We start from the raw sequence: 23,848 nt of genomic DNA, 5'->3' as shown, positions 1-23,848 counted from the left end.
TCATGTCTGATATCAACAATCGAACGCCGATCATCGAAGTGACCGATATCATCAAGCACTACGGCTCCGTGATTGCGCTCAACGGCGTGTCGATGCAGGTGTCGGCCGGAGAAGTACTTTGTCTCCTCGGTGACAACGGCGCGGGCAAATCCACCTTGATCAAGACACTCTCCGGCGTCGTCCGCCCAAGCGGAGGTTCGTTCCTGGTCGAAGGCAAGCCGGTCAATTTCCGCAGTCCGCGCGACGCGCTCGATGCGGGGATTGCGACTGTCTATCAGGACCTTGCCATGATCCCGCTGATGTCAATCACCCGTAACTTCTTCATGGGCCGGGAGCCTCGCAAAGGCTTCTTCCCTTTCCGTCACCTGGACCTTACGCATTGCAACGACGTCACGCGTGAAGAGATGCGCAAGATCGGCATCGATATCCGCGATCCCAATCAGGCAGTGGGCACCTTGTCGGGGGGCGAACGCCAATGCGTTGCGATTGCGCGTGCGGTCTATTTCGGCGCCAAGATCCTCATTCTCGATGAGCCGACTTCGGCGCTCGGCGTGGCGCAAACCTCGATGGTGCTGAAATACATCCACCAGGTCCGACAAAACGGATTGGGCGTCATCTTCATCACCCACAATGTTCGCCATGCTTACGCGGTGGCGGACCGTTTCACCATCCTCAATCGCGGCCAGACGCTTGGCACTTTTGCCAAGGCTGATATCGCGATGGATGAGCTTCAGAACCTCATGGCCGGCGGCAAGGAACTGCAGCAATTGTCCGAAGAACTCGGCGGCACGATCTAGCCGGCTTGCTTCCGAGGCGGCGTTCGATTGGCTTTCAAGGGCCGTCGCCGCCTTTCACTCAATCATCAATCATGGAATACGGTCATGTACGACGGCTCGTCGAATGCCTCACTCCCCTTCACGCTCGCCATCTGTGCCGAGATGGTCTTCAAGTCGCTGCCGGTCGTCGACAGGCTCAAGCGCATCACCGAACTCGGCTTTCAGGCCGAGATCTGGGATTGGACGAGACATGACATCGCCGCCCTTGCAAGATCAGGAGCGGTCTTCTCGTCAATGACCGGCTATGTGACCGGTACGCTCGCCGATGACGCGGGCGCAGACGAATTGCTGCGAACGGCCAAGCAATCGATTCCGATCGCCAGAGAGCTCAACTGCCCGCGCCTCAACCTGCATGGGACCGGTCTCGACGGCCAGGGTCTGCCGGTGGTCAAGGCCGACAAGGTGACGGGCGCCATGTGGCTCAAGGCGCGCGATACTCTTAGCCGTATCGCCGACCTCGGCGACAAAGAGGGCGTCACCTTCGTGCTCGAAAACCTCAATGAGGCAGTCGATCACCCAAAGACACCGTTTGCCAAGGCCGAAGATACGCTTGCGCTCGTTTCGTCGGTAAACCGACCGGCGCTGAAGCTCAATCTCGACCTTTATCACGCTCAGATCGGCGAAGGAAACCTCATCGAGCTATGCCGGCGCGCTCTGCCTCATATCGGCGAAATCCAGGTGGCGGATGTTCCGGGGCGCATGGAGCCGGGTACCGGAGAGATCAACTACAAGGCAATTGCTGGTGCGCTCAAGGATATGGGCTATCGCGGCACGATCGGCATGGAGGCCTGGGCTTCCGGCGACGATGAGACGGCGCTTGCCCGTTTCCGCGACGCCTTCACGGTTTGAAGATTTCGATAGTCAACACTTACATATCATGGAGAAATATCAATGATCAGGTTTGGAGTGATCGGCGCCGGCCGGATAGGCAAGGTGCATGCCGCGACTATTGCGGCGAACCCGAAGGCGAAGCTCGTCTATGTGGCGGATGCCTTCAAGGCATCGGCAGAGGCGCTTGCCGCGCAGACGGGCGCCGAGGTTGCCGATGCGGAGGACGTCATCAAGTCCTCAAACGTCGATGCGATCCTGATTGCGACACCGACCCCCAGCCACGCCGATCTCATCGAAGCGGCCGCGAAGGCCGGCAAGGCAATCCTCTGCGAAAAACCGGTGTCCCTGTCGGTCGAGCGCATCAATGCCTGCCTCGACGTCGTCGAGAAGAACAAGTCGACCTTGATGATCGGCTTCAATCGCCGGTTTGACCCGAATTTCGCCAGTGTGGAAGCGCGCCTGCGCCGCGGCGATATCGGCGAAATCGAAATCGTGACGATCACCAGCCGGGATCCCGCGCCGCCGCCTGCCGATTACGTCAAATCCTCCGGCGGTCTGTTCCGCGACATGATGATTCATGACTTCGACATGGCCCGCTTCCTCATCGGGGAGGAATTCATCGTCGTGAATGCACTTGGCTCCTCGCTCGTCGACAAGGCGATCGGGGCCGAGGGCGATGTGGATACCGCCGCCGTGCAGATGCAGACGGCATCCGGGCGCATTGCCGTCATCACCAATTCGCGCCGGGCGACTTATGGCTACGACCAGCGCATCGAAGTCCACGGAGCTGCCGGCATGCTTGCGGCGAGGAATATCCACGCAACCAGCGTCGAGCTTTCCAATGCGCATGGTGTTAGCGGCGATCCCGTCCAATATTTCTTCCTCGAACGCTACGCCCAGGCCTACGCCAGTGAGATCAATGTTTTCATCGATGCGATCGACAGCGGCAACCGCTCACCGAGGCCCGGCGGACTCGACGGCCTCCAGGCTCAGAAACTGGCGGAGGCCGCCACTGTCAGTTGGCAGACAGGAAGGCCCGTGCAGGTCGATTAACAAGCTTCGATGCGATGCGGCCATGTTGTCACACTGTCGCATCGCCACCGGGGGTGACGTGCCGCCTTCCAATGTGCATCCGGGTCGCACCGAAATTGCCGGAAGACGGCCTTTGGAAAGTGAAGCGCAATGCTACAGGATAGAGACCATCGCCCTCCTGCGACTCTGCAGGAACTGAAGTACCTGATCGCCAAACGGCAGATCGTCTTTCCAAACAGTCTCGAACAAGTTGCGAGGCAGGTCATTGAACGGCCGGAAATAATTGCATTCGAAAGTGCCGCTGTGATTGCGCGCAATTGCAAGGTTTCTCAAACGACGGTTCACCGACTTGCACAGCACATCGGGTTTCGAACATTGCGCGAGTTTCGCGCGATGATAAGAGATCATCTCCGCAAGATTTCCGCGAATCATCGCTAGGGGCTGTCTGGCTCCCTGTTCGACGAAGGCCGTTCCGCATGAGGTCACAAGGCTCCCGGCATCGAGGCCGTCGAAGCCGTTGCCTCTACCAGTTCGATGACGCGTAACTTCTCGAGAAGGATTCAAGTCGTCTGGGGATTCCGGCGGCCGCTGCTGCCGTCGAGAGAAATTCGCAAGCGCTCGGCGAGATGCCCCACTGGGCGCAGGTCACGCTCCATCAAAACTTCGTCTGACCCCATCAGTCGGTGCGTCGTGCTACGAAAATCACAACGCCGGGCGATCTGAAACTTCAGCTATGCGCGGTGGAATTTTGAAATTCCGAGCACACATATGGACCTCTTGAAGATCAAGACGCTGATCGACTTTGTCGGACGATCGAACATTACCGAGCTGACCGTGACGGAGAAGGACGTGACGGTTCGGATCTTCCGCACGTCGCCGGGTCAGGAGGCTGCTGCCGAGCCCGAGCAAGAGGGGATCGACGACAAGCCTTGCCCAGAATGCCGGCGCCGATACGCCTTCGAAGCCTGAAAAAACCCATGCGGTGAAGGCGCCGGTCTTCGGCGTTCTGCACCGGACCCCGGCACCCGGGGAGCCGCCATTCGTCGCAATCGGTGAAGAGGTGGAAGAGGGGCAAACGCTTTTCATCATCGAGGCGATGAAGGTCTTCAACACGATCGCGGCGCCGCGATCGGGGCGCATCACCCATCTCACCGAAATCGACGACGGCGAGGTCGAGACCGGCGATCTGCTGGCGGAGATTGCCTGATGCCGGAAACGCCTGAACAATCTCCGAGCGGCCGCTTCGATACCGTCCTCATCGCCAATCGCGGCGAGATCGCAGTCCGGATTCAGCGCGCCTACCGCGAGCTCGGCCTGAAGACAGTCGCGATCTGCTCCGAGGCGGACAGGGAAGCGCCTTACGGCAGCACCGCCGACAGCTTTCTCTGCATCGGCCCGTCGAGTGCTGCCAAGAGCTATCTCAATCAGGATGCCATCCTTCTGGCGGCGCGCCTGGCCGGTGCGGGCGCCATCCATCCAGGTTACGGTTTTCTATCGGAAAACGCCGCCTTCGCCGACGCTGTCGAAAAGGCCGGCCTGGTCTTCATTGGCCCGACCACCTCCTCGATTGCCATCATGGGCGACAAGATATCGGCAAAGCGCGCGATGATGGCAGCCGGAGTTCCCTGCGTTCCCGGTCCGGATACCGCGCTGCCCGATGACCCCGCCACGATCGAGCGCCTAGCGCTCGAAATCGGATATCCCGTCATCATCAAGGCAGCCGGCGGCGGCGGCGGACGCGGCATGCGCGTCGTGCCAAAGGCCGATTTGCTGCATGAAGCAATTGCGCTGACGCGGGAAGAGGCCCGCAAGGCCTTCGGCTCACCCGCGCTCTACATGGAGAAATTCTTAGGGCATCCGCGCCACATCGAGATCCAGGTCATTTGCGACGATCACGGCAATGCCGTGTGGCTCGGACACCGGGATTGCTCGATGCAGCGCCGCCATCAGAAAGTGGTGGAAGAGGCGCCGGCGGCGGGAATTGTGCCCGACATCATCCAGCCGGTCGGCATGGCCTGCGTGCAGGCCTGCCTTCAGATCGGCTACCGGGGTGTCGGAACCTTCGAATTCCTCTATGAGGACGGTGCTTTCTATTTCATCGAGATGAATACGCGACTTCAGGTCGAGCATCCCGTCACCGAGATGACGAGCGGTGTCGATATCGTCCAGGCGCAGATAAGGGTGGCTCAGGGTCACGTTATCGATCTCGTCCAAGGCGATGTGACCTGCGAAGGCCATTCCTTCGAATGCCGCATCAACGCCGAGGACCCGGATAGCTTCCTGCCCTCGGCAGGTGTCGTCACCCATCTGGTTCTGCCCACGGGGTCAGGCATCCGCGTCGATACGCATATTCATGCCGGCTACAAGGTCTCGCCCTATTACGATTCGCTGATCGCAAAGCTGATCGTCCATGCGCCGACGCGGGCGGAAGCGATGGCAAGAATGCGCGAAGCGCTTGCCGGCACTGAGGTCGACGGAATTTCCACCAATATCCCCTTCCTGCGCGCCCTGTTCGAGGACGGCGTATTCGCGCAGGGCGAGACTGACATTCACCATCTCGAACAATGGCTGAAGCTGCGGAGGGCGGCATGAGCGCGATCGACTTCAGCGATCCGGCGACCATCGCATTCCTCACCGACGCGCTGACGGCCGCCGGCGTGAACGGCCTCGAAATCTCCCGGCCGGGCGGACAGCTTCGCATTATCGTCGCTGGAGAAAGTGGCGCCCGGATCAGCTCGACCGACGCGACGCCCCGCGCTCCCGGCTCCGCATCGACCGTCGTGAAGGCGCCAATGGCGGGCCACTTCTGCCTCGATCATCCGGCCTCCTACGCCATGTCGCAAGATCTACCGCGCTCCGTATCCGATGCGGATATCGTCGGCTTCGTCGGGGTAGGGCATATCCTGCTTCCCCTTCGCGCCGGCCGTTCCGGTGTTTTGACCAGGCTGTTCGCCGAGCCCGGAGCGCTGGTCGGCTTTGGCGATCCTCTGTTCGAAATCGAGCTCCCATCATGATCGCCACGACGAACAGACATGCATCGCAACGCGAGATCGTTCCGGCCGCCAAAAACCAGGCGCGGGTTTCCTCGATCGGCGCCAGATCCTTCCTGCTCGAGGCGCCTGGCGACTTCGATCTCGCCGCGCAGCGGCGGATCTGGGCTCTGTCCCAGAGCGTGAAAGGTTGGGCGGACCTTGCCGAAAACATTCCCGGCATGACCAACCTGCTGGTGATCTTCAAGGAGACGCCCGAAGATCCGGATGCGGTGGTCGCCCGGCTGCTGGAGGCATGGGAGAATGCGCGCAGCATCGACCTCAACGGCAAGACCATCGAGATCCCCGTCGATTATGGCGGCGAATATGCGACGGATCTGCCGGCCCTTTGCGATCTCTCGGGCTTGAGCGATCGCGAAGTTGTCCGCATCCATCATGAAGCGACCTACCGTGTCTTCGCCTTGGGCAGCGCGCCCGGTTTCGGCTACCTGCATGGCCTCGATCCGCGCATCTACATGCCGCGAAAGACCGTGCCCTCGCTGAAGATGCCGAAGGGCTGCGTGACCATTGGCGGCATGCAGACCGGCGTCGCCATGCTCACGGGCCCCAACGGCTGGAATTCCATCGGCTTCGCGGCACTTGAGATGTTCGACCCCGCCTCATCGAGCCCCGCCATGATGGCGCCTGGAGATACGGTGCGGTTCCTGCCGGCGAGGATCGAGCTATGATCGAGATCTTGGAAAGCGGTCCGTTCAACACGGTGCAGGATCTTGGCCGCCCGGGCTATCGCGATATCGGCGTATCGGCCAGCGGCGCGATGGATCCGCTGGCGGTCCGGATCGGCAACATTCTCGTCGGCAATGATGAAAATGCCGCCGCGATAGAGGTGCAGACCTTTCCGTTCAGCCTGCGTTTCGAGCAGCGCATCGTCTTTGCCGTGACCGGCGCCGACGGCAAACCTCATCTGGACGGACTGGAATTACTTCCCTGGTGCGCTTACATCGCGGAGCCCGGACAGGTTCTCGAACTGAAACAGCCTCCACGGCTGGCGCGCTCCTATATTTCGCTCGGAGGCGGGCTGGATATTCCCGTTGTCATGGGTTCGCGAAGCACGTCGCTGCGCGGCGGCTTTGGCGGTAATTCAGGCCGGCCTCTGGCGAAGGGAGACCGGATCGCGGTCGGCAAGGATGCAGAGATCGCCATACTGCCGACCTCGGGTCTTGCCGTCGTCGAACCGGCCGTGGCACTGCGCGATGTCTTCCCGGCTGCTGTCGACGGCACGCTGCCGATCCGCGCCTTGCCTGCCGGTGAGCACGATCTTTTCGCAGGCGACGGCGAAGCTTTCTGGAGCCGGACCTGGAGGATTTCCTCCCGAAGCGACCGGACGGGCTACCGCCTGTCCGGCGAGCCCATCACGCCAACGACGTCCATCGAGATGCGCTCCCACGGCGTCGTGCCCGGCGTGATCCAGGTTCCGCCCGGCGGCGAACCGATCGTGCAGATGAGCGACGCCAACACCGCCGGCGGCTATCCGAAGATCGCCGGCGTGATCGAATGCGATCTCTGGCGGCTCGGGCAAGCCCGCATCGGCGCACGCCTGAAGTTCGTTCGCTCGACGCATACGGAGGCCCGTGCGGTGGAACAGGCTGTCGCCCGCTATGTCGACGACGTCGGGCAGACATCCCGAATGGTCAAGCGCGCCTTGAAGGCGATGGCCTAATGGGTGCCGCCCAAGAGGCCGTCAAAAGGAGGAGCTGATGAAGATCGATCTGAATTCCGACATGGGCGAAGGATTTGGCCCCTACCGGCTGTGCGACGACGAAGCGATGATGAAACTCGTCTCGTCGGCCAACATCGCCTGCGGTTTCCATGGCGGCGACCCCGATACGATGGGGCGTATGGTCCGGCTTGCGAAACTGAACGGCGTCGGCATCGGCGCGCATCCGGGCTTGCCCGACCGGCTCGGGTTCGGTCGGCGCGAAATAGCGTTTTCGGCAGATGAGCTTCGCCAGCAGATGCTCTATCAGCTCGGCGCCCTGATGGCGATCGCCAAGGCCGAGGGTGTCACGATGTCCCATATCAGCTTCCACGCGGCCATGGGCAATATGGTCAATCGCGATCCTCTGCTCGCCGACCTGATGATGGATGCGATCGCCGCCGTGGACGCGGGCCTCGTCGTCTTCGTGACGTCAGGCAGCGAGATCCAACAGGCGGCCAGACGCGCAGGTTTGAAGACGCTGGCGCTTTTCCTGGCGGACCGGGCCTATGACGCCGAGGGCAGACTCGTCGCGCGCGGACTCGCCGGCGCCGTCATCAAGGACGAAGCCTCGGTGCGTGCACGCGTACGGAAATTCCTGCTCGAAGGAAGCGTCGAGACGATCGACGGAGCGGTGATCGCAATGCCGGCCCGCTCCATTCTCGTCCACAGCGACACCCCGGGCGCCCTGGAGCTTGCCGGCATCGTGCGCGGCGAGATCGAAGCCACGGGCGCGACCCTCGCGCCTGCCGCCGAACTCGCCGATTGATACAATCCTGATCGCCTGCGGGCGGTCTCCCGTTCCAATCCCTCATCGAAGGACCTTCTTGATGTCCGCTGCATCAGACCGCCTGAAAAACGTCTCCATATCCGCATCCGCCGCCATGACCCAGCGCGCCAGGGAACTGGCCGCCAACGGGATCAAAGTCGTCAGCCTCTCGTCTGGCGAGCCGGATTTCCCCACTCCGGGCCACGCAATCGAGGCGGCTCATGCGGCAGCTCTCGCGGGCGATACGAAATATCCTCCGATGGACGGAACGCCGGCGCTCAAATCCGCCATCATCAGGAAGTTCAAACGGGACAATAATCTCGACTATGAGGCGAGCCAGATCGTCGTCTCGGGCGGCGGCAAGCAGGTGATCTTCAATGCCATGCTGGCAACCTGCAATCCAGGCGACGAGGTCGTCATTCCCACACCCTCCTGGGTCAGCTATGCGGATATCGTCAAATTCGCCGGCGGCATCCCGGTCGCCGTCCCCTGCCACGAGCAGACCGGCTTCAAGCTGCTTCCCGAGGATCTGGAGGCGGCGATCACGCCGCGCACGAAGTGGCTTTTCCTCAATTTCCCGAACAATCCGACCGGGGCCGCTTGCTCTCGGGCGGAGATGGCTGCCATCGCCGAGGTCATGCTGCGTCATCCCAATGTCTGGATCATGACCGACGATATCTACGAACACCTGGTCTATGACGACTTCCAGTTCTGCACGATCGCCGAAGTCGAACCCAGGCTCTATGAGCGCGTCCTGACGATGAACGGCGTTTCCAAGGCTTACGCAATGACAGGTTGGCGGCTCGGCTTTTGTGCGGGTCCGAAAGAGCTGATCTCCGCCATCAGCAACGTCAACGGCCAGAATGGCGGCGGGATCGCAACGCTGACCCAGGCTGCGGCGACCGCGGCGCTCGACGGTCCTCAGGATCTGTTGAAGGAGCGTGCGGCGAGCTACAAGGAAAGACGCAACTTCGTCCTCGACAGATTGTCGGAAGTGGAAGGGTTGCGCTGCCATAGGCCAGAAGGCGCCTTCTACCTCTATCCCAACATTTCCGGGCTGATCGGCAAGACCAGCAGGGGTGGGCGAAAGATCGAGACCGATGTCGATTTCGTCATGGCGCTGGTGGACGAGCATCATGTCGCGACCGTGCAAGGAGCGGCTTACGGAATGAGCCCGTTCTTTCGCATTTCCTACGCCACGAGCATGGAGAAACTCGGCGAAGGCTGCGCGCGCATAGCTCAATTCTGCAGGGATATGCGCTGATTGGCAACGCGTTTCAGTTTTTCAAGCGTGCGGTCAACTCAAGAAGGATGTCCCGGACAGCAAGGGCCGGTTCCGATAGGGGATTCTGGTCGGACACACACAGCGACAGGGTTTCTTCGATCCGCGGCGAGACGAGCCGGCAGATCAGCGGTTCGCTCGATTCCGATACGATGCGGTCGGCGATGGCTTTCGGCATGATCGTCGCGCCGAGACCGCTGCCCACCGCGCGGGCAAGGGTACGGACGATCTCGACTTCCGCCACGACTTTCAAATTGGTGCGGGTGCGGGTGAAGGCTGTATCGACCGCGCGGCGGACGAAATTATAGGCCGGCGGCAACAGCAGCGGTATCCCGTCGAGAGTATTCACCGGAACGGGTTTCGCATCCGCTTCGATCGCAAAGTCCCGATGCGCGACAAGGAAAAACTCTTCGCTGAGGATCGGTTCGAACCGGACACCTTTGATCGGTCCGGTTCCGTGGAGAAGCGCCATCTCCAGCCGGCCGTTCATGATCATCTGGCTATAGGTCTGGCCGACGCTTTCGGTCAGGTGCAGCAGAATACCGGGATGCCGTTTGCGGGTCTCCGCCAGGAGGTCGACCGACAGCGTAGCGGCACTGCTGAAGGGCACGAGACCAACGGACACGCGCCCGGCAAGCGAATTGCCGGCTGCCGAGGCATCCGCTTGCGCCTGCTCCATCTGCCGAAGGATAATCTGCGCATGGCGATACACCGCATGCCCCGCATCGGTCATGCTGACGCCCTGCTGGCTGCGGATCAGCAGCTTCTGGCCGAAATGCTCCTCCAGCGCCGCAAGCTGCTGGCTGAGCGCCGGCTGGGCGATATGCAGAAGGTCCGCCGCTCGCGTGATGCTGCCGCTGTCGACGATCACGATGAAAGATTTGAGGCGTCTGATGTCCATGAGGATCGGGGTACCGTTCTGCTCTGCGCGGCTTACATGTTTGCAGACGCGCATTGCTTTTGCAACGCGACGCCGGCGCCAGAACGGGGGACTGCCTGAGGCACGGACGCCGCGAGGCGATGCCCGGCATCAGCTCTGTCGTTTCTTCAGCAGCCTGCGCCGGCTCCATAACCGTTGCTTATTGCTCCAGAGATAATCGGTCTTAGGCAAGGGGTTTAAGCTTCGCTACTGTCTCGATCAACAACAAGGGAACGACAATGCCATTCTCCGACTACAAGACCGCACTGGTGACCGGCGCATCCTCCGGTATCGGCGCAGCCGTGGTGGAGCGGTTCCGCCGGGAGAACATCGAGGTCCATGCGGTTGCCCGTAGCGCCGAAGCGCTGCAGCAGCTGGCCGCGCGAACGGGCTGCATCGCCCACGTCATCGATGTGACCGACCGTCAGGCTATGGCCGAGCTCACGCGTCGAGTGGAGTTCGATATTCTCGTCAACAATGCCGGCGTCGACCGACCGAAGAAATTCCTGGAAGCCGACGAGGGCGATATCGATCTCCTCGTCGACGTCAATCTCCGGGCGGTCCTGCACATCTGCCGCATGGTCGTGCCCGGCATGGTGGCGCGCGACCGCGGACATGTCATCAACATCTCGTCGATTGCCGGCGCCTATAATTTCGGTGGCAACTCATCCTATCACGCCACCAAGGCCGGCGTGAGCATGCTGTCCAACCAGCTGCGGATCGACGCTTTCGGCAAGCGGGTAAGGGTCACGGAAATCTGCCCCGGCCGGGTCGCCACTGACATTTTCAATCACGTCCATGGCGATGACCCCAGCATTAGGGAACGGTTCATCGATGGCTTCGAACTGCCGCAGGCGACCGATATCGCCGACGCGATTGCCTTCGCCATAGCGGCCCCCGTCGCCGTCAACATCGGGCATATGGAGATTACGCCGACGCTGCAGGTCATGGGCGGCCTGCAGACAGCAAAGCCCCAACCTGCGGCGAAGACAGATCAGTCCGGGGAGCCAAACCCGTGAGCGGATCTGACCTTTCGGCAATCCTCGGAAATCCGGAATATACCGCCATGCTGCTGCATGGCATCGAGATGACCTTCATCATCTATGCCGGCTCCTGGTCTATGGCGATGGCGCTGGCGCTTCTGCTGCTGGCATTACGTTTGTCGCCCTTTCGCTTCGGCGATCCGTTAGTTGCCGCTTACGTCTCCTACCACCGCAACGTCCCCACCCTGGTTCAGCTGATGCTGTGGTATTTCGGGATTTTCACCCTGATGCCGAGCGGGGTAGCCGAATGGCTGGCCGTCCATAATGCCGAGGCCATTTTCGCGGTGATCGGGCTCGGGCTCTGCCAGGCAGCCTATTTCAGCGAAGATCTTCGTTCCGGCGTGCGCTCGGTCAGTCCAGGCCAAATGCAGGCAGCCCGCGCGCTTGGCCACGGCTATGTCTCGGCGATGCGCTTCGTCATCATGCCGCAAGGCATGCGCAACGCGCTGCCGCCGCTCATCAATCACAGCGTTTCCCTGTTCAAGAACAGCAGTCTCGCCGTCGTCATCGGAGCCTCGGAGCTGACGCATGCCGTCAAGGAAATCGAGAACCTTAGCTTCCGGACCTTCGAGATCTACCTGATCGGCACGGTTCTCTACCTTTTCTTCTCGCTCGTGATCATGAGCATCGGCGCCTATCTGTCGATGCGCACGGATCCTGCCCGGAGCGCGCGGGCATGATCCACGATATGATCGCCATCGTCCGAGACTACTGGCTGCTGCTGCTGATCGGCCAATATCCGAACGGACCGCTTGGCGGGCTCGCCAACACGCTGATCCTTTCGGCGCTCAGCATCGCTCTCGCCTTTCCGGTCAGCATCCTCTTCGCATTGGCGCGGCTCTCCAGGTCGCCGCTGCTGCGCTGGCCGGTCACGGCACTCGTCTATTTCACCAGGGGCGTGCCGCTCTTGATGCTCATCCTGTGGAGCTATTTCCTCGTTCCGCTGCTGACCGGCGCCGATGTGCCGAGCTTCGTCACGATGCTGACGACGCTCGTGGTCTATCAGAGCGCGTTCCTGAGCGAAGTCGTGCGTGCCGGCATCGTCGCGCTCGGACCAGGCCAGATGGATGCGGGGCGTGCGCTTGGCCACAGCTATATCGGTGCGATGCGCTTCATCATCCTGCCGCAGGCGCTCTACAACATGATCCCGAGCATCATCTCCACCTTCGTCTCAACGATCAAGGACACGACGCTCGGCTACGTGATCAACGTGCCGGACCTGACCTTTGCCGCAAGCCAGGTCAACAACCAGCTCCTGACGCAGCCTTTCCAGGTCTTCCTGATCCTGGCGATCGTCTACTTCGCCATCTGCTGGACGCTCACCTACTTCGCAAATCGCCTTGAGCGGAGCATCACGCGGCGGCGTGCGGGACTTTCCAACCTTCCTGCCGCCGCTTTGGTCGCGCCATCGAAAATCATATCGGAGCAGCCATGACCATGTCGGTTTCAGCACAGGAATTGCAGACGATTCGGCTGTCGCAGGTCTGCAAGAGCTACGGCGACTACCCGGTCCTGAAAGAGATCGATGCGCAGGTCTCGCGCGGCGAGGTCGTGGTCATCTGCGGGCCGTCCGGTTCGGGAAAATCGACGCTGATCCGCACGATCAATCGCCTCGAGGAGATCAACAGCGGATCGATCACGCTCGACGGGCAAAACATTCACGCCGCCATGCGGGCAAAAGAACTCAATGCACTGCGCAGCCGGATCGGCTTCGTATTTCAGAACTTCAACCTGTTTCCGCACCTTTCGGTGATCGAAAACGTGTCGATGTCGCCGATCCGGGTGAAAGGCGTGGCGCCCGATGTTGCTGAGGACAAGGCCCTCAAGCTTCTCGATCGGGTCGGTCTCGCCGACAAGGCGCGGGCCTATCCCGGTCAACTCTCCGGCGGCCAGCAGCAGCGGGTGGCAATCGCCCGCGCTCTTGCCATGGAACCACCCGTGATGCTGTTCGACGAGCCGACCAGCGCGCTCGATCCTGAAATGGTCGGCGAAGTGCTGGCCGTCATGAAGAGCCTGGCGTCGGAAGGCATGACCATGCTCTGCGTCACCCACGAAATGGGTTTTGCGCGCGACGTCGCCGATCGGGTCTGGTTCATCGATGCCGGCCAGATCCTCGAAATGACGACGCCTGAGGAATTCTTCAACAATCCAAGTCACCCCCGGGCGCAGCGTTTCCTCGCTGATCTCAGGCATTGATACCAACCACCAAAAACAAAGGAGAACAGCAATGAACTGGAAGTGTCTAACCCTCACCGTCGCATTTGCCGGCATGGCGGCAGCCGTGCCCGCAAAAGCCGATCAGCTCGACAACATCATCTCGGCGAAAACCTTGCGCTGCGCAACTTTCGCCGACGTTCCTCCCTTCGCGTCACCCGATCCGAAGACCCGCGAGATGGCCGGTTTCGACGTCGATCTCTGCGGCGCCATCGCCAAGGAATTGGGCGTCAAGGCTGAAATCAAGCCGGTTTCGGTCGAGGCGCGCGTGCCCGAGGTCAAGCTCGGCCGGGTCGACATCACCGTTGCCAACCTTGCCTATACTCTAAGCCGCGCCGAGCAGATCCAGTTCAGCGATCCCTATTATCTCGCTAAGGAAATGCTGATCGTGCCGGCCGACGATGCCGGCAAGAAGAAGGCCGATTACGCGGGTCAGCGCATCGCTTCGACCAAGGGTTCGACCTCCGAGATGTCGATCAAGCTCAACAAATCCGACCCGCTGACCTTCCAGGACACCGCCTCGGCCTATCTCGCCGTCCAGCAGGGCAAGGCGCGCGGCATGGTGGCCAACACCATGACGACGACCAAGTTCGTCAATGAATCGAAGAGCAAGGGCAAGGAAATGCGGATGATCGAGGAGCCGATGCTGTACCAGCCGATCGGCATCGGCATGGCCAAGGATCAGCCGGCGCTGACCGCCAAGATAAACGAGATCCTTCGCAAGCTCGACACATCGGGCGAGATCAACAAGATCTGGGACAAGTGGCTCGGCCCGGATACCGAATATAAAATGACCCGTACCGACAAGGTCGTATCGCTCTCCGAGCTGAAGTTCGACCCGATCCCGTAAGCCGATCGGCAGCGGCACCATCCAATGACGATATCCAAACGAAATCAGACGGCGGGACATGCCCGCCGTCGACCAACGATGTGAGGCATCCATGATCCATATTAAAGATATTGCCGAACGGCCTGATAAAGCCGATATCGACGCCGTTTCCAAATTTTCACCCGCAACGATCCACGAAGCCCAAGGGCGCCGCGGAGCCCTTTCCTCCCGCCTCAAGCCCATCGATTACCGCATGAAACTGTGCGGTCCGGCCTTTACGGTGAAATGCGCGCCGCGTGACAACATCATGCTGCAGCTCGCCATCAACTACGCAAAACCCGGCGATATTATCGTCGTATCGGCGGGCGAATACGAAGAGGCCGGATCCTTCGGCGATGTGCTTGCCAATGCCTGCCTGGCAAAGGGCATCGGCGGCCTGGTGACCGACACCGGCGTGCGCGACACGCTGCAGCTGAGGGAACTCGGTTTCCCGGTCTTCTCGCTCAGCGTCTGCATCAAGGGGACGGTGAAGGAAACCATTGCGGCGGTGAACGAGACGATCATCGTCGGCGGCGAAATCATCCATCCCGGCGACATCATCGCCGGCGATGCCGACGGCCTGGTGGTCGTGCGCCGCCAGGAAGCGCAGGAAGTCGCCCGGCTTTCGCAGGCCCGCGAAGATGCCGAGGCCGGCTATATCGCGGCATATAAGCAGGGCAAATCGGTCATCGAGGTCAGCAATCTGGAATTGGTGCTGAAAGCCAAGGGCCTCTTCGTCGACATCTGACGCGACAGCGCAATAGCTATCAGCCCTGCCACTTTACAGACAAAACCCGCTACTCCGCAGGCCAGGTGCCCGTGCTCAAAGATCGGGCTGGACACTATTATGGACACATGTTCTATAAAGTGGACAGATTCGACGGGAGCATTCCATGCATCTTTCCATGTGGACTTACCCTTGGGATATCCAGGACCAGGGGCTCGACGCCTTTGCCGCCGAGCTTCGCGGCCGCGCCGGCCTTAACACGGTCAGCTTGGCGACCTCCTATCACGCCGGCCGCTTCCTGCAGCCGCGGAGCCCGCGGCAGAAGGCCTATTTCCCCGAAGACGGAACGGTCTACTTCCAGCCGGATGAAAGCCTGTGGCAGGACAAGCTGATCCGGCCGCTGATGGCTGGGAATGTCACTGAGCGCGGCGACATGCTGGAAGCCCTCGTCCAGGGACGCGATACGACCGGCCTCAAGGTCTCCTGCTGGACGGTCTGCCTGCACAATACCCGTCTCGGCATGCTGCATCCCAATCACGTGACGCGGAACGCCTTCGGCAATCCCAATTATTACAATCTTTGCCCCTCCAGCCCGGCCGCGCGGGCCTATGCCGTGACTCTTGTGCGCGACATCACGACCAACTACCAGCCCGATATGGTGGAACTCGAGAGCCCGAACTTCATGGGATTCGCGCATGAATACCATCACGAGAAGGACGGCGTCGGCCTGAATGCCGAAGACGATTTCCTGCTGTCGCTCTGCTTCTGCGACCATTGCACGGCGCGCGCCGAAAAGGCCGGCGTGCCGGTCGAAGGTGCGCGCCGATCGACCGCGCGCTTCATCGCTGAACTCTCCGAACGAGCTGTCCCGGAACGGCAGTTCCCGGACTTTCCGGCCGCCGGCATCGATGCCTTTCGCGACCATCCCGATCTGCATGCCTATCTCACCTGGCGCAGCGAACCGGTGACCAGCCTGATCGGCAAAATCAAGGCGGCCGCCGATCCGGCGACACGCATCGTGCTCATCGACCTGAAGGACGGCTGGCTTGGCGGCGTCGAGCTGACAGCGGTCGGCAAGCTCTGCGACGGCGCGATCCTCTGCTGTTACGACATGGAACCGGATGCCGTCGCCGATGTCATCCGGACCGGCCGGGCGGCAATCGGACCGGGAAAGCTTCTGGGCATTGGCCTGCGCGTCTTCTATCCCGAAGTAAGCGGGCCGGCGGTGCTCGCCGCACGCGCCAAGGCTGCCGTTGACGCCGGCGCTGACGGCGTGAACTTCTACAATTACGGCCTGATACCGGCAAAGCGCCTCGACTGGGTCAAGGCAGCGGTCGACGCAATCACTTAAGCGGATCAGCGCTCCTCAGGATGCGATGGGTTCGGCGATCTGGATCAGGCAGTCGCCGGCCTGGCTGTCGCAGTGCAGCCTATGGGAAATGACAATGCCGCTCTCGGCAAAGCGCAGTTCCTCCTCCAGCTGCTCCAGGCGTTCCAGGTCATGATACCATCCGGCAAGCTCACCAGTGGCAACGGTGGCGCCGAGGGCCACGGCCGGCTCGAACCAGCCTCTGCGGTTCGCATAGATGCCCTGGCTGTGCCGGGACAGTGACAGCAGCTGCAATGGCCCGGGCTCGGTGAGCGGCGTACGCGACAGGACTGGACGCTCGACGATGCCGAGTGTGACGAGCAGCCGGTCGATCGCCGTCGCCGTGAAACCCATTGTCTCAGGCGTCACGGTGCCGCCGCCGCCGAATTCGCCGGAAAGACCCACGGTTCCCGCCCGCCCTGCCGCCCCCATCGATGTCGGTGCCGTCGGCCCGTTATCGGCGATGAAGGCATGCGCGGCGCCCATGCCGCGCATCAGCGAAACGGACCGTTCGAAGCGGGCGGCATCGGCCTGCCGCTCGATCAGCGTGCAGGGCAGGTGGGCCATGGAGGTGCCGCCCGAATGCAGATCGAGCACGACGTCATGGCGCTGAAAAAGCTCATGCTCGAGAAAATGCGCCATCCGCGCCGTCGGAGAGCCGGTGGGATCACCGGGAAAGGCTCGGTTGAGATTGCCGCCGTCGAAGGGCGAGCAGCGCTTGGCCGCCATCACCGCCGGCAGGTTCGCCATCGGCAGGATGGTGACGGCGCCGCGGATTTCGGCGACATCCAACAGGCGCATCAGCCGGCCGAGCTGGAGTTCGCCCTCATACTCGTCGCCATGGTTGCCGGCCATCAGCAGCAAAGACGGCCCATCGCCGTTTCTGAGACGAAGGATCGGAATGCGGATCTGATAATAGGGCGACCGGTCGATCGAATAGGGAATGGCGAGGTGGCCGGCCTGCCGGCCCTCGCGAGAAAAGTCGATCGGATTGACGAGACCGCTATGCATGATGTCTCCAATGCGGGCGGTTTGTGATGCCGCTACAGCGCCGCGCGTCTTTCAGACGCGCAAAGGTCGCTGTAACACTTTGAATCGACGCATCGTGCTTTCCGAAAATCGATTCCGATTTTCGGGCCGATGCGCTAGAGGGCGGCGACGGCTGTCATTTCGACGCGCAGATCCGGATCGGCGAGGCGCGCCTCGACGCAGGCGCGGGCCGGCGGGTTTTCGAGGTCGATCCAGTCATCATAGACGCTGTTCATCGCCTCGAAATCGACGATCGCCGGCAGGAAGACGTTGACGGCGATCAGGCGCGATCGGTCGATACCGGCTTCTTGCAACAGGGCGTCGATCTTGCCGAGCACGTCGCGGGTCTGATCCTCGATATCAGCTTTGCGATTTTCCGCGACCTGGCCGGCGATATAGACGAGACCGCCGTAGCTGACGGCTTGGCTCATACGCGAACCTTTCTGATAGCGCTGGATCATGGCGGATTTTCCTTTTCTTGCTTTTGGAGGAAGGGGTCAGCCGAAGCTGGTCAGATAGGCCGCGGTCACCGAATGGTCCGGGTCGAGGCCGTAGAGGATGGCATGCCGGTCAAGGCAGGTGCAGGGATGCGAGATGCCGCACTCGATGACGTCGCCGACCGCGACGTCGCTGCCGTCGGCAAGGGCGACGAAGGCGTGTTGATCGTTGAGGCGGAACACTTCGGCTTTTCCGAGATCGGCGAGAAACGCCCCATTGCGATAGAGCGCCAAGGGCCGCGGCAGGCCCTGGTCCATCGCGACGTCGCGCATGCCCATGCCGCAGATAGCAAGCCGCGGCTCCGGCCGGGAGAGGACCTCGGCCCAGACCCGCAGCGCCGGACGGAAGGCTTCGGCGGCCGAGATCGTCTCGCCGCCGATGCGGAAACCGCCGCGTGCATCGAGGCCGGCAAGGCCGCGCTCGTAAATGCCGTGATCGTGGAAGAAGATCGCGCCGCTGCGCAGCACCAGCCGGCAGGCGGGATCGGCCGCAACGGCGGCTGAAAGCCTGGCAATCACAAGGTCGAAAAACACCGAGCCGCCTGATGTGACGAGGAGCGGCCGCTCGTCGCCGATGCGGGCGCGCAGCTTCGGCAGGAAATCGGATGTCACCGCCATCAGCGCGTCGATGCGACGCATCGTCTCCTCCGCATCGGCGGTCGCCGCCGCACCCTCATACGCGGCGATGCCGGTCAGCCGGAAGGCCGGCGTCTCCGCCGCAAGGATCGCCTCCAGAATTGCCTCGGCGGCGGCGACGCCGCGGGCACCGGCGCGGCCGGCGCCAAACTCCACCAGCAGGCCGAGGGGCGGCAGATCTGTATGCTCCTGCCAGGCGGAGCGAAGAGCCTCGGCGAGTGCGGTCGAATCCACGAAGATATGAAGTTCCGCATCGGGATAGTGGGCAAGCAGGGCCGCGAGCCGACGAGCGGCGGCGGCCCCGCCGATCTCGTTGGCGAGGATCAGCCGGCGCTGTCCCGCCTTAAGCAGGACGGCGGCCTGGCGGATATCGGCGATCGTCGTGCCCCAAGCGCCTGCCGCCAGAAGTGCCTCCGAGAGCGCCGTCGACATCGGCGTCTTGGCGTGCGGCGCGATATCGGCGCCGCGGCTCTTCACATAGGCCATCATCAGTTCGACGTTTTGGGAGAAGGCCTGCCGGTCGAGCGAGATCAGCGGCAGGGCCATCCTGCCGTCATAGGGCCTCCATCCCTGCTTGCCGATTGCCGCAAGGGCAAGCGGCGGATTTCCCGGCGGAAAGCCGCGCATCCGCTCGTCGATCAGCACGTTTTCCGTCACGGTATGAAGGTCAGACATGGCAGCCACTCCTGATCTCGGCCGGGTCGGCGATGCCGAGGCGATAAGTGTCGTTGGCGGTGGCAAAGAACAGGGCGCGCTGCTCGTCGTAAGAAAGCTGCGAGGCGACCGTGCGGAAAACCTGGTAGACCTCGTCGAAAGAGGCGTGCAGGCCCGCGACCGGGAAGTCGCTTGCGAACATGGCGCGCGCCGGGCCGAAACAATCGAGGCAATGCTCGATCACCGGCCGCAGGCCTTCGAGCGTCCAATTGTTGTCGTAGGCAACGAGGTCGGAGATCTTCAGACGCATGTTCGGCTCGTTACCGAGTGCCCGCAGACCACGGCGCCAGAGCGCCATTCCGTCCTCCGTCCGATCAATGGGGCTTCCGCCATGGTTGAGCACGAAGAGGGTTTGCGGAAAAGCGCGCACCAGTTCGAGCGCCTCATTCATCTGCCAGGGATAGAGCATCAGGTCGAAGACCAGCCCGAGGCCCGTGGCATGGGCAAGACCCGCCCGCCAGGCGGGATCGCCCATACGGTTCGGACGCGGAGCAAAACTCTTTGCCACATCGGGATGCCAGCTCAAAATATCACGGATGCCGACAACATTCGGGTTTGCCGCTTCCGCCTCGAGCAGGCGCATGGCATGGAGCCCATCGAGTTGAACGCGCGCGATATAACGATGCGACACTCCGGAACTGCGGTCGAGACCATCCAGCCAGCGACTCTCTTCCAGCGGGTGCCCGTCAGACCAGCCCGCCTCCACATGCACGGTTGCAATCACGTTCTGGCGGGCAGCATCGGCGCGATAATCGTCGATGCGATAGTCACGCAGGATCGGTGCGAGGCTTGCGAAAACCATCTCCTCGGCGGAAGCTCTGGCCTTCTGCAGCCAGGGATGGCGTTCTAGGCTGAGATCCCAGAGGTGGTGATGCGGGTCGATCACCGGCCCATCGTAGCGCTCCGTCATCTGCCCGCCTCGCGGCCGGAAACCAGCAGAAGGGCAAGGATCAGCGTGCCGAACATGATCGACCGCCAACCGGGCGAGGCGTTGACGACCGTGATCAGCGCCGCCGCCGTGACGAGCAGAATTGCCCCGGGAATGGTCCCTGCATAGGTGCCGCGGCCGCCGAGGATGGAGGTACCGCCGAGCACGACGGCAGCGATCGAGGTCAGCAGATAGGGGTCGCCGATGCCGACATAACCTTGCCGGTTCATCCCGAGCACCAGAATGCCGGCAAGCCCTGCGAAAAAGCCCGACAGAGTATGGACGATCAGCGTGTTGCGCGTGACGCTGACGCCGGAAAGTCGGGCCGCCAGCGGGTTTGCCCCAAGCGCCAGGAAACGGGCGCCGATCGGCATGCGGTGGACGAGCAGCAGGACGACGATCGAGACGGCGAGCCACAGAATGATGCCTGAGGGAATGCCGAGCGGCCGCGCCTGCCCGAGCAGAATGACCGCCGGATTGCTGACGGTAACCGCGCTGCCGCCGGCGACGATGACGAGCAGCCCCTGCAGGAAGGTGGCCATGGCAAGCGTCATGATGATTGGCGGCACGCGAAGATAGGCAGCACCGGCACCGTTCATCAGGCCGATGCCGGTGGCAATGGCAAGGGCCGCCGCTATGCCGGCGAGACCGGTCGGGTCCCAGGCGGGCGAGATCAGCGGCAGCAGGATCGCCGTGACTGTTATGACCGCGCCGACGGAGAGATCGATGCCGCCCATCAGGATGACGAGCGTCTGGCCGGCGGCGGCAATGCCGATCACCGCGGCGACTTCGAGCAGGTAGCGCAGGTGGCCATAGGCGCCAAAACCACGCAACGAAAAGCTTGCGGCGATCCAGACGAGCGCGACCAGAAGCAAGGTCAGCAGCGGCGGATTGCGGAACGCGGACCTGATGACGTTCATCGCCTTGCCCTCCAAGCTCCAAGAAGTTCCGGCACGGCGACCGCGCCGACGATAATCAACCCTTGGGCGACATATTGGGCGACCGGCGGGAAGCCTAGGAAGAACATGACGTTGATCATCACCGAGAGCAGCAGGCTGCCGCAGATCGCGCCGCGCATCGTGCCTTTGCCGCCGAGGAAACCCACGCCGCCGAGGACGGCAGCGGCGATCGAGTTCAGCGTGAAGGGCGTGCCGATAACAGGATCACCCGAGCCGGTCTGCGCAGCAACGAAGAGACCGGTCAGGGCTGCGAGAAGACCGGACAGCGCGAAGGCTGCGACCTTCACCCGTTCGACCGGGACACCGGAGCGGAACGCGCCGACCGGATTGTCGCCGGCCGCATAGATGCCGAGGCCGAGCGGGGTTGCAAGAAAGGCCTTCCACAGTACGAGGATCACGACGAGCAGCAGGAACGCGACAGGCGTATGGCCAGCCAGCACCGTCGACAGCCAATCGGGAATGAACCCGCCCGGCCGCGGCAAGAGGATGAGTGCGACCCCACCGATGATGAAGGAGCCGGCGAGCGTAACGATGATTGCAGGCAGCCTCAGATAGGTGACGATGGCGCCGATGACAGCCCCGATCGAAAGGCCGGCGAGCGAGACCGCAAGAATGCCGCCCGGCACGCCGAGCGCTCCTTCCATCGTCGTCGCGGCGATCACCGCTCCAAGGCTGACGAGCGGGCCGATCGCCAGCGTGATGCCGCCGTTCAGCATGAGCAGCGCCTGCGCCATGGTGACGAGTGCGAGCGGGAACCAGTTCTGCGTGAACTTCGAAAAGCCGCCGATCGAAAGGATGCCGGGAAAGAGCAGCGCATAGAGGATGAGAAAGGCGGCGACGACCAGATAGAGGCCGGCAAGGCCGCGGTTGCGGCGGAGCTGGATCGAGCCGTAGAGCCGGGATGACGAACTTGTGCTCATGCCGCCTCTCCCTGCGTCGTGGCCGTGATGCCCATGGCCGCGCCGACGATCGCTCCTTCGCTGATTTCATCCTGCGACAGCACGGCCGCGATGCGCCCCTCACGCAGAACCACGACACGGTGGCAGAGATGCACGAGCTCAGGCGTATCGGAGCTGGCCAGGATGACGAGCCGCCCCTCGGCGGCGAAGGCGCGGAGCATAAGGTAGATTTCACGCTTGGTCTCGATGTCGACGCCGCGCGTCGGATCGTTGAGGAGCAGAACGGAGGGATCCAGCGGCAGCCATTTGGCGAGCGCCACCTTCTGCTGATTGCCGCCGGAAAGCGCCTGCACCGGGCGGGCCGTATCGCCCTTGATCGTCAGCCGGCGCGTGAGATCGGCGACCAGGCCGGTTTCTGCCGGCCGGTGGCGTAAGCCCTTGCGGGCGAGCAGTCCAAGCGAGGGCAGGATGAGATTGGAGGCGATGGAGTGCGGCAGTACCAGCCCCTCATGCTTGCGGTCGGCCGGGACATAAACGATGCCGGCGGCATTCGCCTCGCCGACATCAGCGGGCAGGGTGGGTTTGCCGGATACCTCCGTTCGACCGGCCGAGGCTGGAATCGCGCCGTAAAGGCCAAGCAGCAAGTCTTCCTGCCCTTGTCCCACGAGCCCACCGATGCCGACGATTTCGCCGGCGCGGGCGGAGAAGCCGATGTCACGCACCATGCCGGCGGAAAAACCTTCGACGCTGATGCGCATCGGGCCGGGTGCTGCGGACAGCCGCGGCGGGAACAGGTCGCCGGTCTCGCGACCGACCATCAGGCGCACCAGCCCTTCGCCGTCGATGCCGGACAGCGACTGGTCGGCGGTGACCAGGCCGTCCTTCAGCACCGTGACGTGCGAGCAGAGCGCCTGCACCTCGTTGAGGCGGTGGGAAATATAGAGAAGTGCCGTGCCGCGGTCCTTGAGCGTCCCGATCAGGCGGGCAAGGATGCCGGCTTCGTGGGCGGAAAGCGACGAAGTCGGCTCGTCCAGAATGAGCACGCGGGGCTTGCGAAACAGGGCCTTGGCGATCTCCACCATCTGGCGGCGGCCCAGTGCCAGATCGGTGACCGGCATGTCGAGCGGCTCGGTAAGCCCCACCATATCGCAGACATCTGACACGCCGCGATGGAGCGCTCTGTAATCAATGAGACCGAACCGGCGCGGAAAGGCGCCGAGCCCGATGTTTTCGGCTATCGAGAGACTGGCCGTGAGGCTCAGCTCCTGCTGAACCACAGCAATGCCGGCAGCGCGCGCGGCCGCCGGGCTGAAGCGCTCGACCGGCTTGCCGTCGACCAGGATGGAACCGCCGTCCGGCTGGAGAGCGCCGGACAGGAGGTTGATCAGCGTGGATTTGCCGGCGCCGTTTTCGCCGAGCAGGGCGTGAACCTTGCCTGGCAGAAGGGCGATATCGACGCCCTTCAAAACGGGATTGCCGAAAAATCCCCTGAACACCTGCCGGGCTTCCAGCAGGGGTCTTTCTTCCGTCATGACGGCTTCCTCTGCGCG

General features: G+C 62.4%; 25 protein-coding genes and 1 pseudogene. 18 read left to right on the top strand and 8 right to left on the bottom strand.

Annotated features, from left to right (window positions below; translation table 11 throughout):
- Positions 1-2: 2 nt before the first annotated feature.
- From ACS4RR_RS27540 to ACS4RR_RS27490, 11 genes and pseudogenes are all read left to right on the top strand, one after another.
- On the top strand, positions 3-797 hold the full coding sequence (locus ACS4RR_RS27540) for an ATP-binding cassette domain-containing protein (protein ID WP_017968730.1): 795 nt from the start codon (positions 3-5) through the stop codon (positions 795-797).
- 84 nt (positions 798-881) lie between these two features.
- Complete coding sequence (locus ACS4RR_RS27535; RefSeq protein WP_456190399.1) at positions 882-1,685, top strand: TIM barrel protein; 804 nt, start codon at positions 882-884, stop codon at positions 1,683-1,685.
- Between the two features lie 42 nt (positions 1,686-1,727).
- Positions 1,728-2,720, top strand: coding sequence for an inositol 2-dehydrogenase (gene iolG / locus ACS4RR_RS27530; RefSeq protein WP_260112052.1), 993 nt, complete (start codon positions 1,728-1,730; stop codon positions 2,718-2,720).
- 129 nt (positions 2,721-2,849) lie between these two features.
- Positions 2,850-3,137 carry a MurR/RpiR family transcriptional regulator gene (locus ACS4RR_RS27525; RefSeq protein WP_017968727.1) on the top strand — a complete coding sequence of 96 codons (288 nt, stop codon included), beginning with the start codon at positions 2,850-2,852 and terminating at the stop codon, positions 3,135-3,137.
- Positions 3,138-3,467: 330 nt separating this feature from the next.
- Positions 3,468-3,906, top strand: a pseudogene (locus ACS4RR_RS27520) (acetyl-CoA carboxylase biotin carboxyl carrier protein).
- The gene (locus ACS4RR_RS27515; RefSeq protein WP_456190398.1) at positions 3,906-5,291 is read left to right on the top strand and encodes an acetyl-CoA carboxylase biotin carboxylase subunit; all 1,386 of its coding nucleotides are present in this window, start codon (positions 3,906-3,908) and stop codon (positions 5,289-5,291) included. The pseudogene ACS4RR_RS27520 and the gene ACS4RR_RS27515 overlap by 1 nt, the downstream one beginning before the upstream one ends.
- Positions 5,288-5,713, top strand: a complete 426-nt coding sequence (locus ACS4RR_RS27510; RefSeq protein ID WP_260112050.1) for an acetyl-CoA carboxylase biotin carboxyl carrier protein — start codon at positions 5,288-5,290, stop codon at positions 5,711-5,713. Before ACS4RR_RS27515 ends, ACS4RR_RS27510 begins: the two co-directional genes overlap by 4 nt.
- Entirely contained in the window at positions 5,710-6,417 is a 708-nt protein-coding gene (gene pxpB / locus ACS4RR_RS27505; protein ID WP_260112049.1) for a 5-oxoprolinase subunit PxpB, read from the top strand. Before ACS4RR_RS27510 ends, pxpB begins: the two co-directional genes overlap by 4 nt.
- On the top strand, positions 6,414-7,409 hold the full coding sequence (locus tag ACS4RR_RS27500) for a 5-oxoprolinase subunit C family protein (protein ID WP_260112048.1): 996 nt from the start codon (positions 6,414-6,416) through the stop codon (positions 7,407-7,409). The genes pxpB and ACS4RR_RS27500 overlap by 4 nt, the downstream gene beginning before the upstream one ends.
- Positions 7,410-7,446: 37 nt before the next feature.
- Positions 7,447-8,214, top strand: coding sequence for a 5-oxoprolinase subunit PxpA (locus ACS4RR_RS27495; RefSeq protein WP_456190397.1), 768 nt, complete (start codon positions 7,447-7,449; stop codon positions 8,212-8,214).
- Positions 8,215-8,275: 61 nt separating this feature from the next.
- Positions 8,276-9,478: a pyridoxal phosphate-dependent aminotransferase gene (locus tag ACS4RR_RS27490; protein ID WP_222280570.1), complete on the top strand. Its 1,203-nt coding sequence runs from the start codon at positions 8,276-8,278 to the stop codon at positions 9,476-9,478.
- A gap of 13 nt (positions 9,479-9,491) precedes the next feature.
- On the opposite strand, the gene nac is transcribed toward ACS4RR_RS27490, so the two are convergent.
- Positions 9,492-10,451: a nitrogen assimilation transcriptional regulator NAC gene (gene nac / locus ACS4RR_RS27485; protein ID WP_017968719.1), complete on the bottom strand. Its 960-nt coding sequence runs from the start codon at positions 10,449-10,451 to the stop codon at positions 9,492-9,494.
- A 203-nt stretch (positions 10,452-10,654) separates the two neighbouring features.
- Between nac and ACS4RR_RS27480 the strand changes: the two genes are divergently transcribed.
- From ACS4RR_RS27480 to ACS4RR_RS27450, 7 genes are all read left to right on the top strand, one after another.
- Entirely contained in the window at positions 10,655-11,434 is a 780-nt protein-coding gene (locus ACS4RR_RS27480; RefSeq protein WP_221988814.1) for an SDR family oxidoreductase, read from the top strand.
- Positions 11,431-12,138, top strand: coding sequence for an amino acid ABC transporter permease (locus tag ACS4RR_RS27475; RefSeq protein ID WP_456190396.1), 708 nt, complete (start codon positions 11,431-11,433; stop codon positions 12,136-12,138). Before ACS4RR_RS27480 ends, ACS4RR_RS27475 begins: the two co-directional genes overlap by 4 nt.
- Positions 12,135-12,893 carry an amino acid ABC transporter permease gene (locus ACS4RR_RS27470; protein WP_222384887.1) on the top strand — a complete coding sequence of 253 codons (759 nt, stop codon included), beginning with the start codon at positions 12,135-12,137 and terminating at the stop codon, positions 12,891-12,893. Before ACS4RR_RS27475 ends, ACS4RR_RS27470 begins: the two co-directional genes overlap by 4 nt.
- Positions 12,890-13,654, top strand: coding sequence for an amino acid ABC transporter ATP-binding protein (locus tag ACS4RR_RS27465; protein ID WP_260112047.1), 765 nt, complete (start codon positions 12,890-12,892; stop codon positions 13,652-13,654). The genes ACS4RR_RS27470 and ACS4RR_RS27465 overlap by 4 nt, the downstream gene beginning before the upstream one ends.
- 31 nt (positions 13,655-13,685) lie before the next feature.
- Positions 13,686-14,522, top strand: a complete 837-nt coding sequence (locus ACS4RR_RS27460) for an ABC transporter substrate-binding protein (protein ID WP_017968714.1) — start codon at positions 13,686-13,688, stop codon at positions 14,520-14,522.
- Between the two features lie 91 nt (positions 14,523-14,613).
- Entirely contained in the window at positions 14,614-15,288 is a 675-nt protein-coding gene (locus ACS4RR_RS27455) for a 4-carboxy-4-hydroxy-2-oxoadipate aldolase/oxaloacetate decarboxylase (protein ID WP_222280573.1), read from the top strand.
- A gap of 145 nt (positions 15,289-15,433) precedes the next feature.
- The gene (locus ACS4RR_RS27450; protein ID WP_222384884.1) at positions 15,434-16,618 is read left to right on the top strand and encodes a hypothetical protein; all 1,185 of its coding nucleotides are present in this window, start codon (positions 15,434-15,436) and stop codon (positions 16,616-16,618) included.
- 15 nt (positions 16,619-16,633) lie between these two features.
- Here ACS4RR_RS27450 and ACS4RR_RS27445 read toward each other — a convergent pair whose 3' ends face one another.
- The 7 genes from ACS4RR_RS27445 to ACS4RR_RS27415 form a co-directional block, all read right to left on the bottom strand.
- The gene (locus ACS4RR_RS27445) at positions 16,634-17,647 is read right to left on the bottom strand and encodes a succinylglutamate desuccinylase/aspartoacylase family protein (protein WP_260112046.1); all 1,014 of its coding nucleotides are present in this window, start codon (positions 17,645-17,647) and stop codon (positions 16,634-16,636) included.
- 134 nt (positions 17,648-17,781) lie between these two features.
- The gene (locus ACS4RR_RS27440; RefSeq protein ID WP_017968710.1) at positions 17,782-18,126 is read right to left on the bottom strand and encodes a RidA family protein; all 345 of its coding nucleotides are present in this window, start codon (positions 18,124-18,126) and stop codon (positions 17,782-17,784) included.
- Positions 18,127-18,162: 36 nt separating this feature from the next.
- Positions 18,163-19,473: an alanine racemase gene (locus ACS4RR_RS27435; protein ID WP_260112045.1), complete on the bottom strand. Its 1,311-nt coding sequence runs from the start codon at positions 19,471-19,473 to the stop codon at positions 18,163-18,165.
- Positions 19,466-20,422 carry an amidohydrolase family protein gene (locus ACS4RR_RS27430; RefSeq protein WP_260112044.1) on the bottom strand — a complete coding sequence of 319 codons (957 nt, stop codon included), beginning with the start codon at positions 20,420-20,422 and terminating at the stop codon, positions 19,466-19,468. The genes ACS4RR_RS27435 and ACS4RR_RS27430 overlap by 8 nt, the downstream gene beginning before the upstream one ends.
- Positions 20,419-21,360: an ABC transporter permease gene (locus ACS4RR_RS27425; protein WP_260112043.1), complete on the bottom strand. Its 942-nt coding sequence runs from the start codon at positions 21,358-21,360 to the stop codon at positions 20,419-20,421. The genes ACS4RR_RS27430 and ACS4RR_RS27425 overlap by 4 nt, the downstream gene beginning before the upstream one ends.
- Complete coding sequence (locus ACS4RR_RS27420) at positions 21,357-22,319, bottom strand: ABC transporter permease (protein WP_260112042.1); 963 nt, start codon at positions 22,317-22,319, stop codon at positions 21,357-21,359. Before ACS4RR_RS27420 ends, ACS4RR_RS27425 begins: the two co-directional genes overlap by 4 nt.
- Positions 22,316-23,830, bottom strand: a complete 1,515-nt coding sequence (locus ACS4RR_RS27415) for a sugar ABC transporter ATP-binding protein (RefSeq protein WP_170281769.1) — start codon at positions 23,828-23,830, stop codon at positions 22,316-22,318. Before ACS4RR_RS27415 ends, ACS4RR_RS27420 begins: the two co-directional genes overlap by 4 nt.
- Positions 23,831-23,848 lie beyond the last annotated feature (18 nt).

Origin of the sequence: Rhizobium zaerense (genome assembly GCF_051810725.1) — a bacterium.
GTDB lineage: Bacteria > Pseudomonadota > Alphaproteobacteria > Rhizobiales > Rhizobiaceae > Rhizobium > Rhizobium leguminosarum_I.
The sequence above is the reverse complement of the archived record's forward strand: the minus strand, read 5'-3'. Positions and strand labels throughout refer to the sequence as shown.

What these genes read in the sequence shown, in the direction of transcription:
- ACS4RR_RS27540 (WP_017968730.1), top strand. Translation starts at nt 3, where the DNA reads ATGTCTGATATCAACAATCGAACGCCGATCATCGAAGTGACCGATATC.
- ACS4RR_RS27535 (WP_456190399.1), top strand. Translation starts at nt 882, where the DNA reads ATGTACGACGGCTCGTCGAATGCCTCACTCCCCTTCACGCTCGCCATC.
- iolG (WP_260112052.1), top strand. Translation starts at nt 1,728, where the DNA reads ATGATCAGGTTTGGAGTGATCGGCGCCGGCCGGATAGGCAAGGTGCAT.
- ACS4RR_RS27525 (WP_017968727.1), top strand. Translation starts at nt 2,850, where the DNA reads ATGCTACAGGATAGAGACCATCGCCCTCCTGCGACTCTGCAGGAACTG.
- ACS4RR_RS27515 (WP_456190398.1), top strand. Translation starts at nt 3,906, where the DNA reads ATGCCGGAAACGCCTGAACAATCTCCGAGCGGCCGCTTCGATACCGTC.
- ACS4RR_RS27510 (WP_260112050.1), top strand. Translation starts at nt 5,288, where the DNA reads ATGAGCGCGATCGACTTCAGCGATCCGGCGACCATCGCATTCCTCACC.
- pxpB (WP_260112049.1), top strand. Translation starts at nt 5,710, where the DNA reads ATGATCGCCACGACGAACAGACATGCATCGCAACGCGAGATCGTTCCG.
- ACS4RR_RS27500 (WP_260112048.1), top strand. Translation starts at nt 6,414, where the DNA reads ATGATCGAGATCTTGGAAAGCGGTCCGTTCAACACGGTGCAGGATCTT.
- ACS4RR_RS27495 (WP_456190397.1), top strand. Translation starts at nt 7,447, where the DNA reads ATGAAGATCGATCTGAATTCCGACATGGGCGAAGGATTTGGCCCCTAC.
- ACS4RR_RS27490 (WP_222280570.1), top strand. Translation starts at nt 8,276, where the DNA reads ATGTCCGCTGCATCAGACCGCCTGAAAAACGTCTCCATATCCGCATCC.
- nac (WP_017968719.1), bottom strand. Translation starts at nt 10,451, where the DNA reads ATGCGCGTCTGCAAACATGTAAGCCGCGCAGAGCAGAACGGTACCCCG.
- ACS4RR_RS27480 (WP_221988814.1), top strand. Translation starts at nt 10,655, where the DNA reads ATGCCATTCTCCGACTACAAGACCGCACTGGTGACCGGCGCATCCTCC.
- ACS4RR_RS27470 (WP_222384887.1), top strand. Translation starts at nt 12,135, where the DNA reads ATGATCCACGATATGATCGCCATCGTCCGAGACTACTGGCTGCTGCTG.
- ACS4RR_RS27465 (WP_260112047.1), top strand. Translation starts at nt 12,890, where the DNA reads ATGACCATGTCGGTTTCAGCACAGGAATTGCAGACGATTCGGCTGTCG.
- ACS4RR_RS27460 (WP_017968714.1), top strand. Translation starts at nt 13,686, where the DNA reads ATGAACTGGAAGTGTCTAACCCTCACCGTCGCATTTGCCGGCATGGCG.
- ACS4RR_RS27455 (WP_222280573.1), top strand. Translation starts at nt 14,614, where the DNA reads ATGATCCATATTAAAGATATTGCCGAACGGCCTGATAAAGCCGATATC.
- ACS4RR_RS27450 (WP_222384884.1), top strand. Translation starts at nt 15,434, where the DNA reads ATGCATCTTTCCATGTGGACTTACCCTTGGGATATCCAGGACCAGGGG.
- ACS4RR_RS27445 (WP_260112046.1), bottom strand. Translation starts at nt 17,647, where the DNA reads ATGCATAGCGGTCTCGTCAATCCGATCGACTTTTCTCGCGAGGGCCGG.
- ACS4RR_RS27440 (WP_017968710.1), bottom strand. Translation starts at nt 18,126, where the DNA reads ATGATCCAGCGCTATCAGAAAGGTTCGCGTATGAGCCAAGCCGTCAGC.
- ACS4RR_RS27435 (WP_260112045.1), bottom strand. Translation starts at nt 19,473, where the DNA reads ATGTCTGACCTTCATACCGTGACGGAAAACGTGCTGATCGACGAGCGG.
- ACS4RR_RS27430 (WP_260112044.1), bottom strand. Translation starts at nt 20,422, where the DNA reads ATGACGGAGCGCTACGATGGGCCGGTGATCGACCCGCATCACCACCTC.
- ACS4RR_RS27425 (WP_260112043.1), bottom strand. Translation starts at nt 21,360, where the DNA reads ATGAACGTCATCAGGTCCGCGTTCCGCAATCCGCCGCTGCTGACCTTG.
- ACS4RR_RS27420 (WP_260112042.1), bottom strand. Translation starts at nt 22,319, where the DNA reads ATGAGCACAAGTTCGTCATCCCGGCTCTACGGCTCGATCCAGCTCCGC.
- ACS4RR_RS27415 (WP_170281769.1), bottom strand. Translation starts at nt 23,830, where the DNA reads ATGACGGAAGAAAGACCCCTGCTGGAAGCCCGGCAGGTGTTCAGGGGA.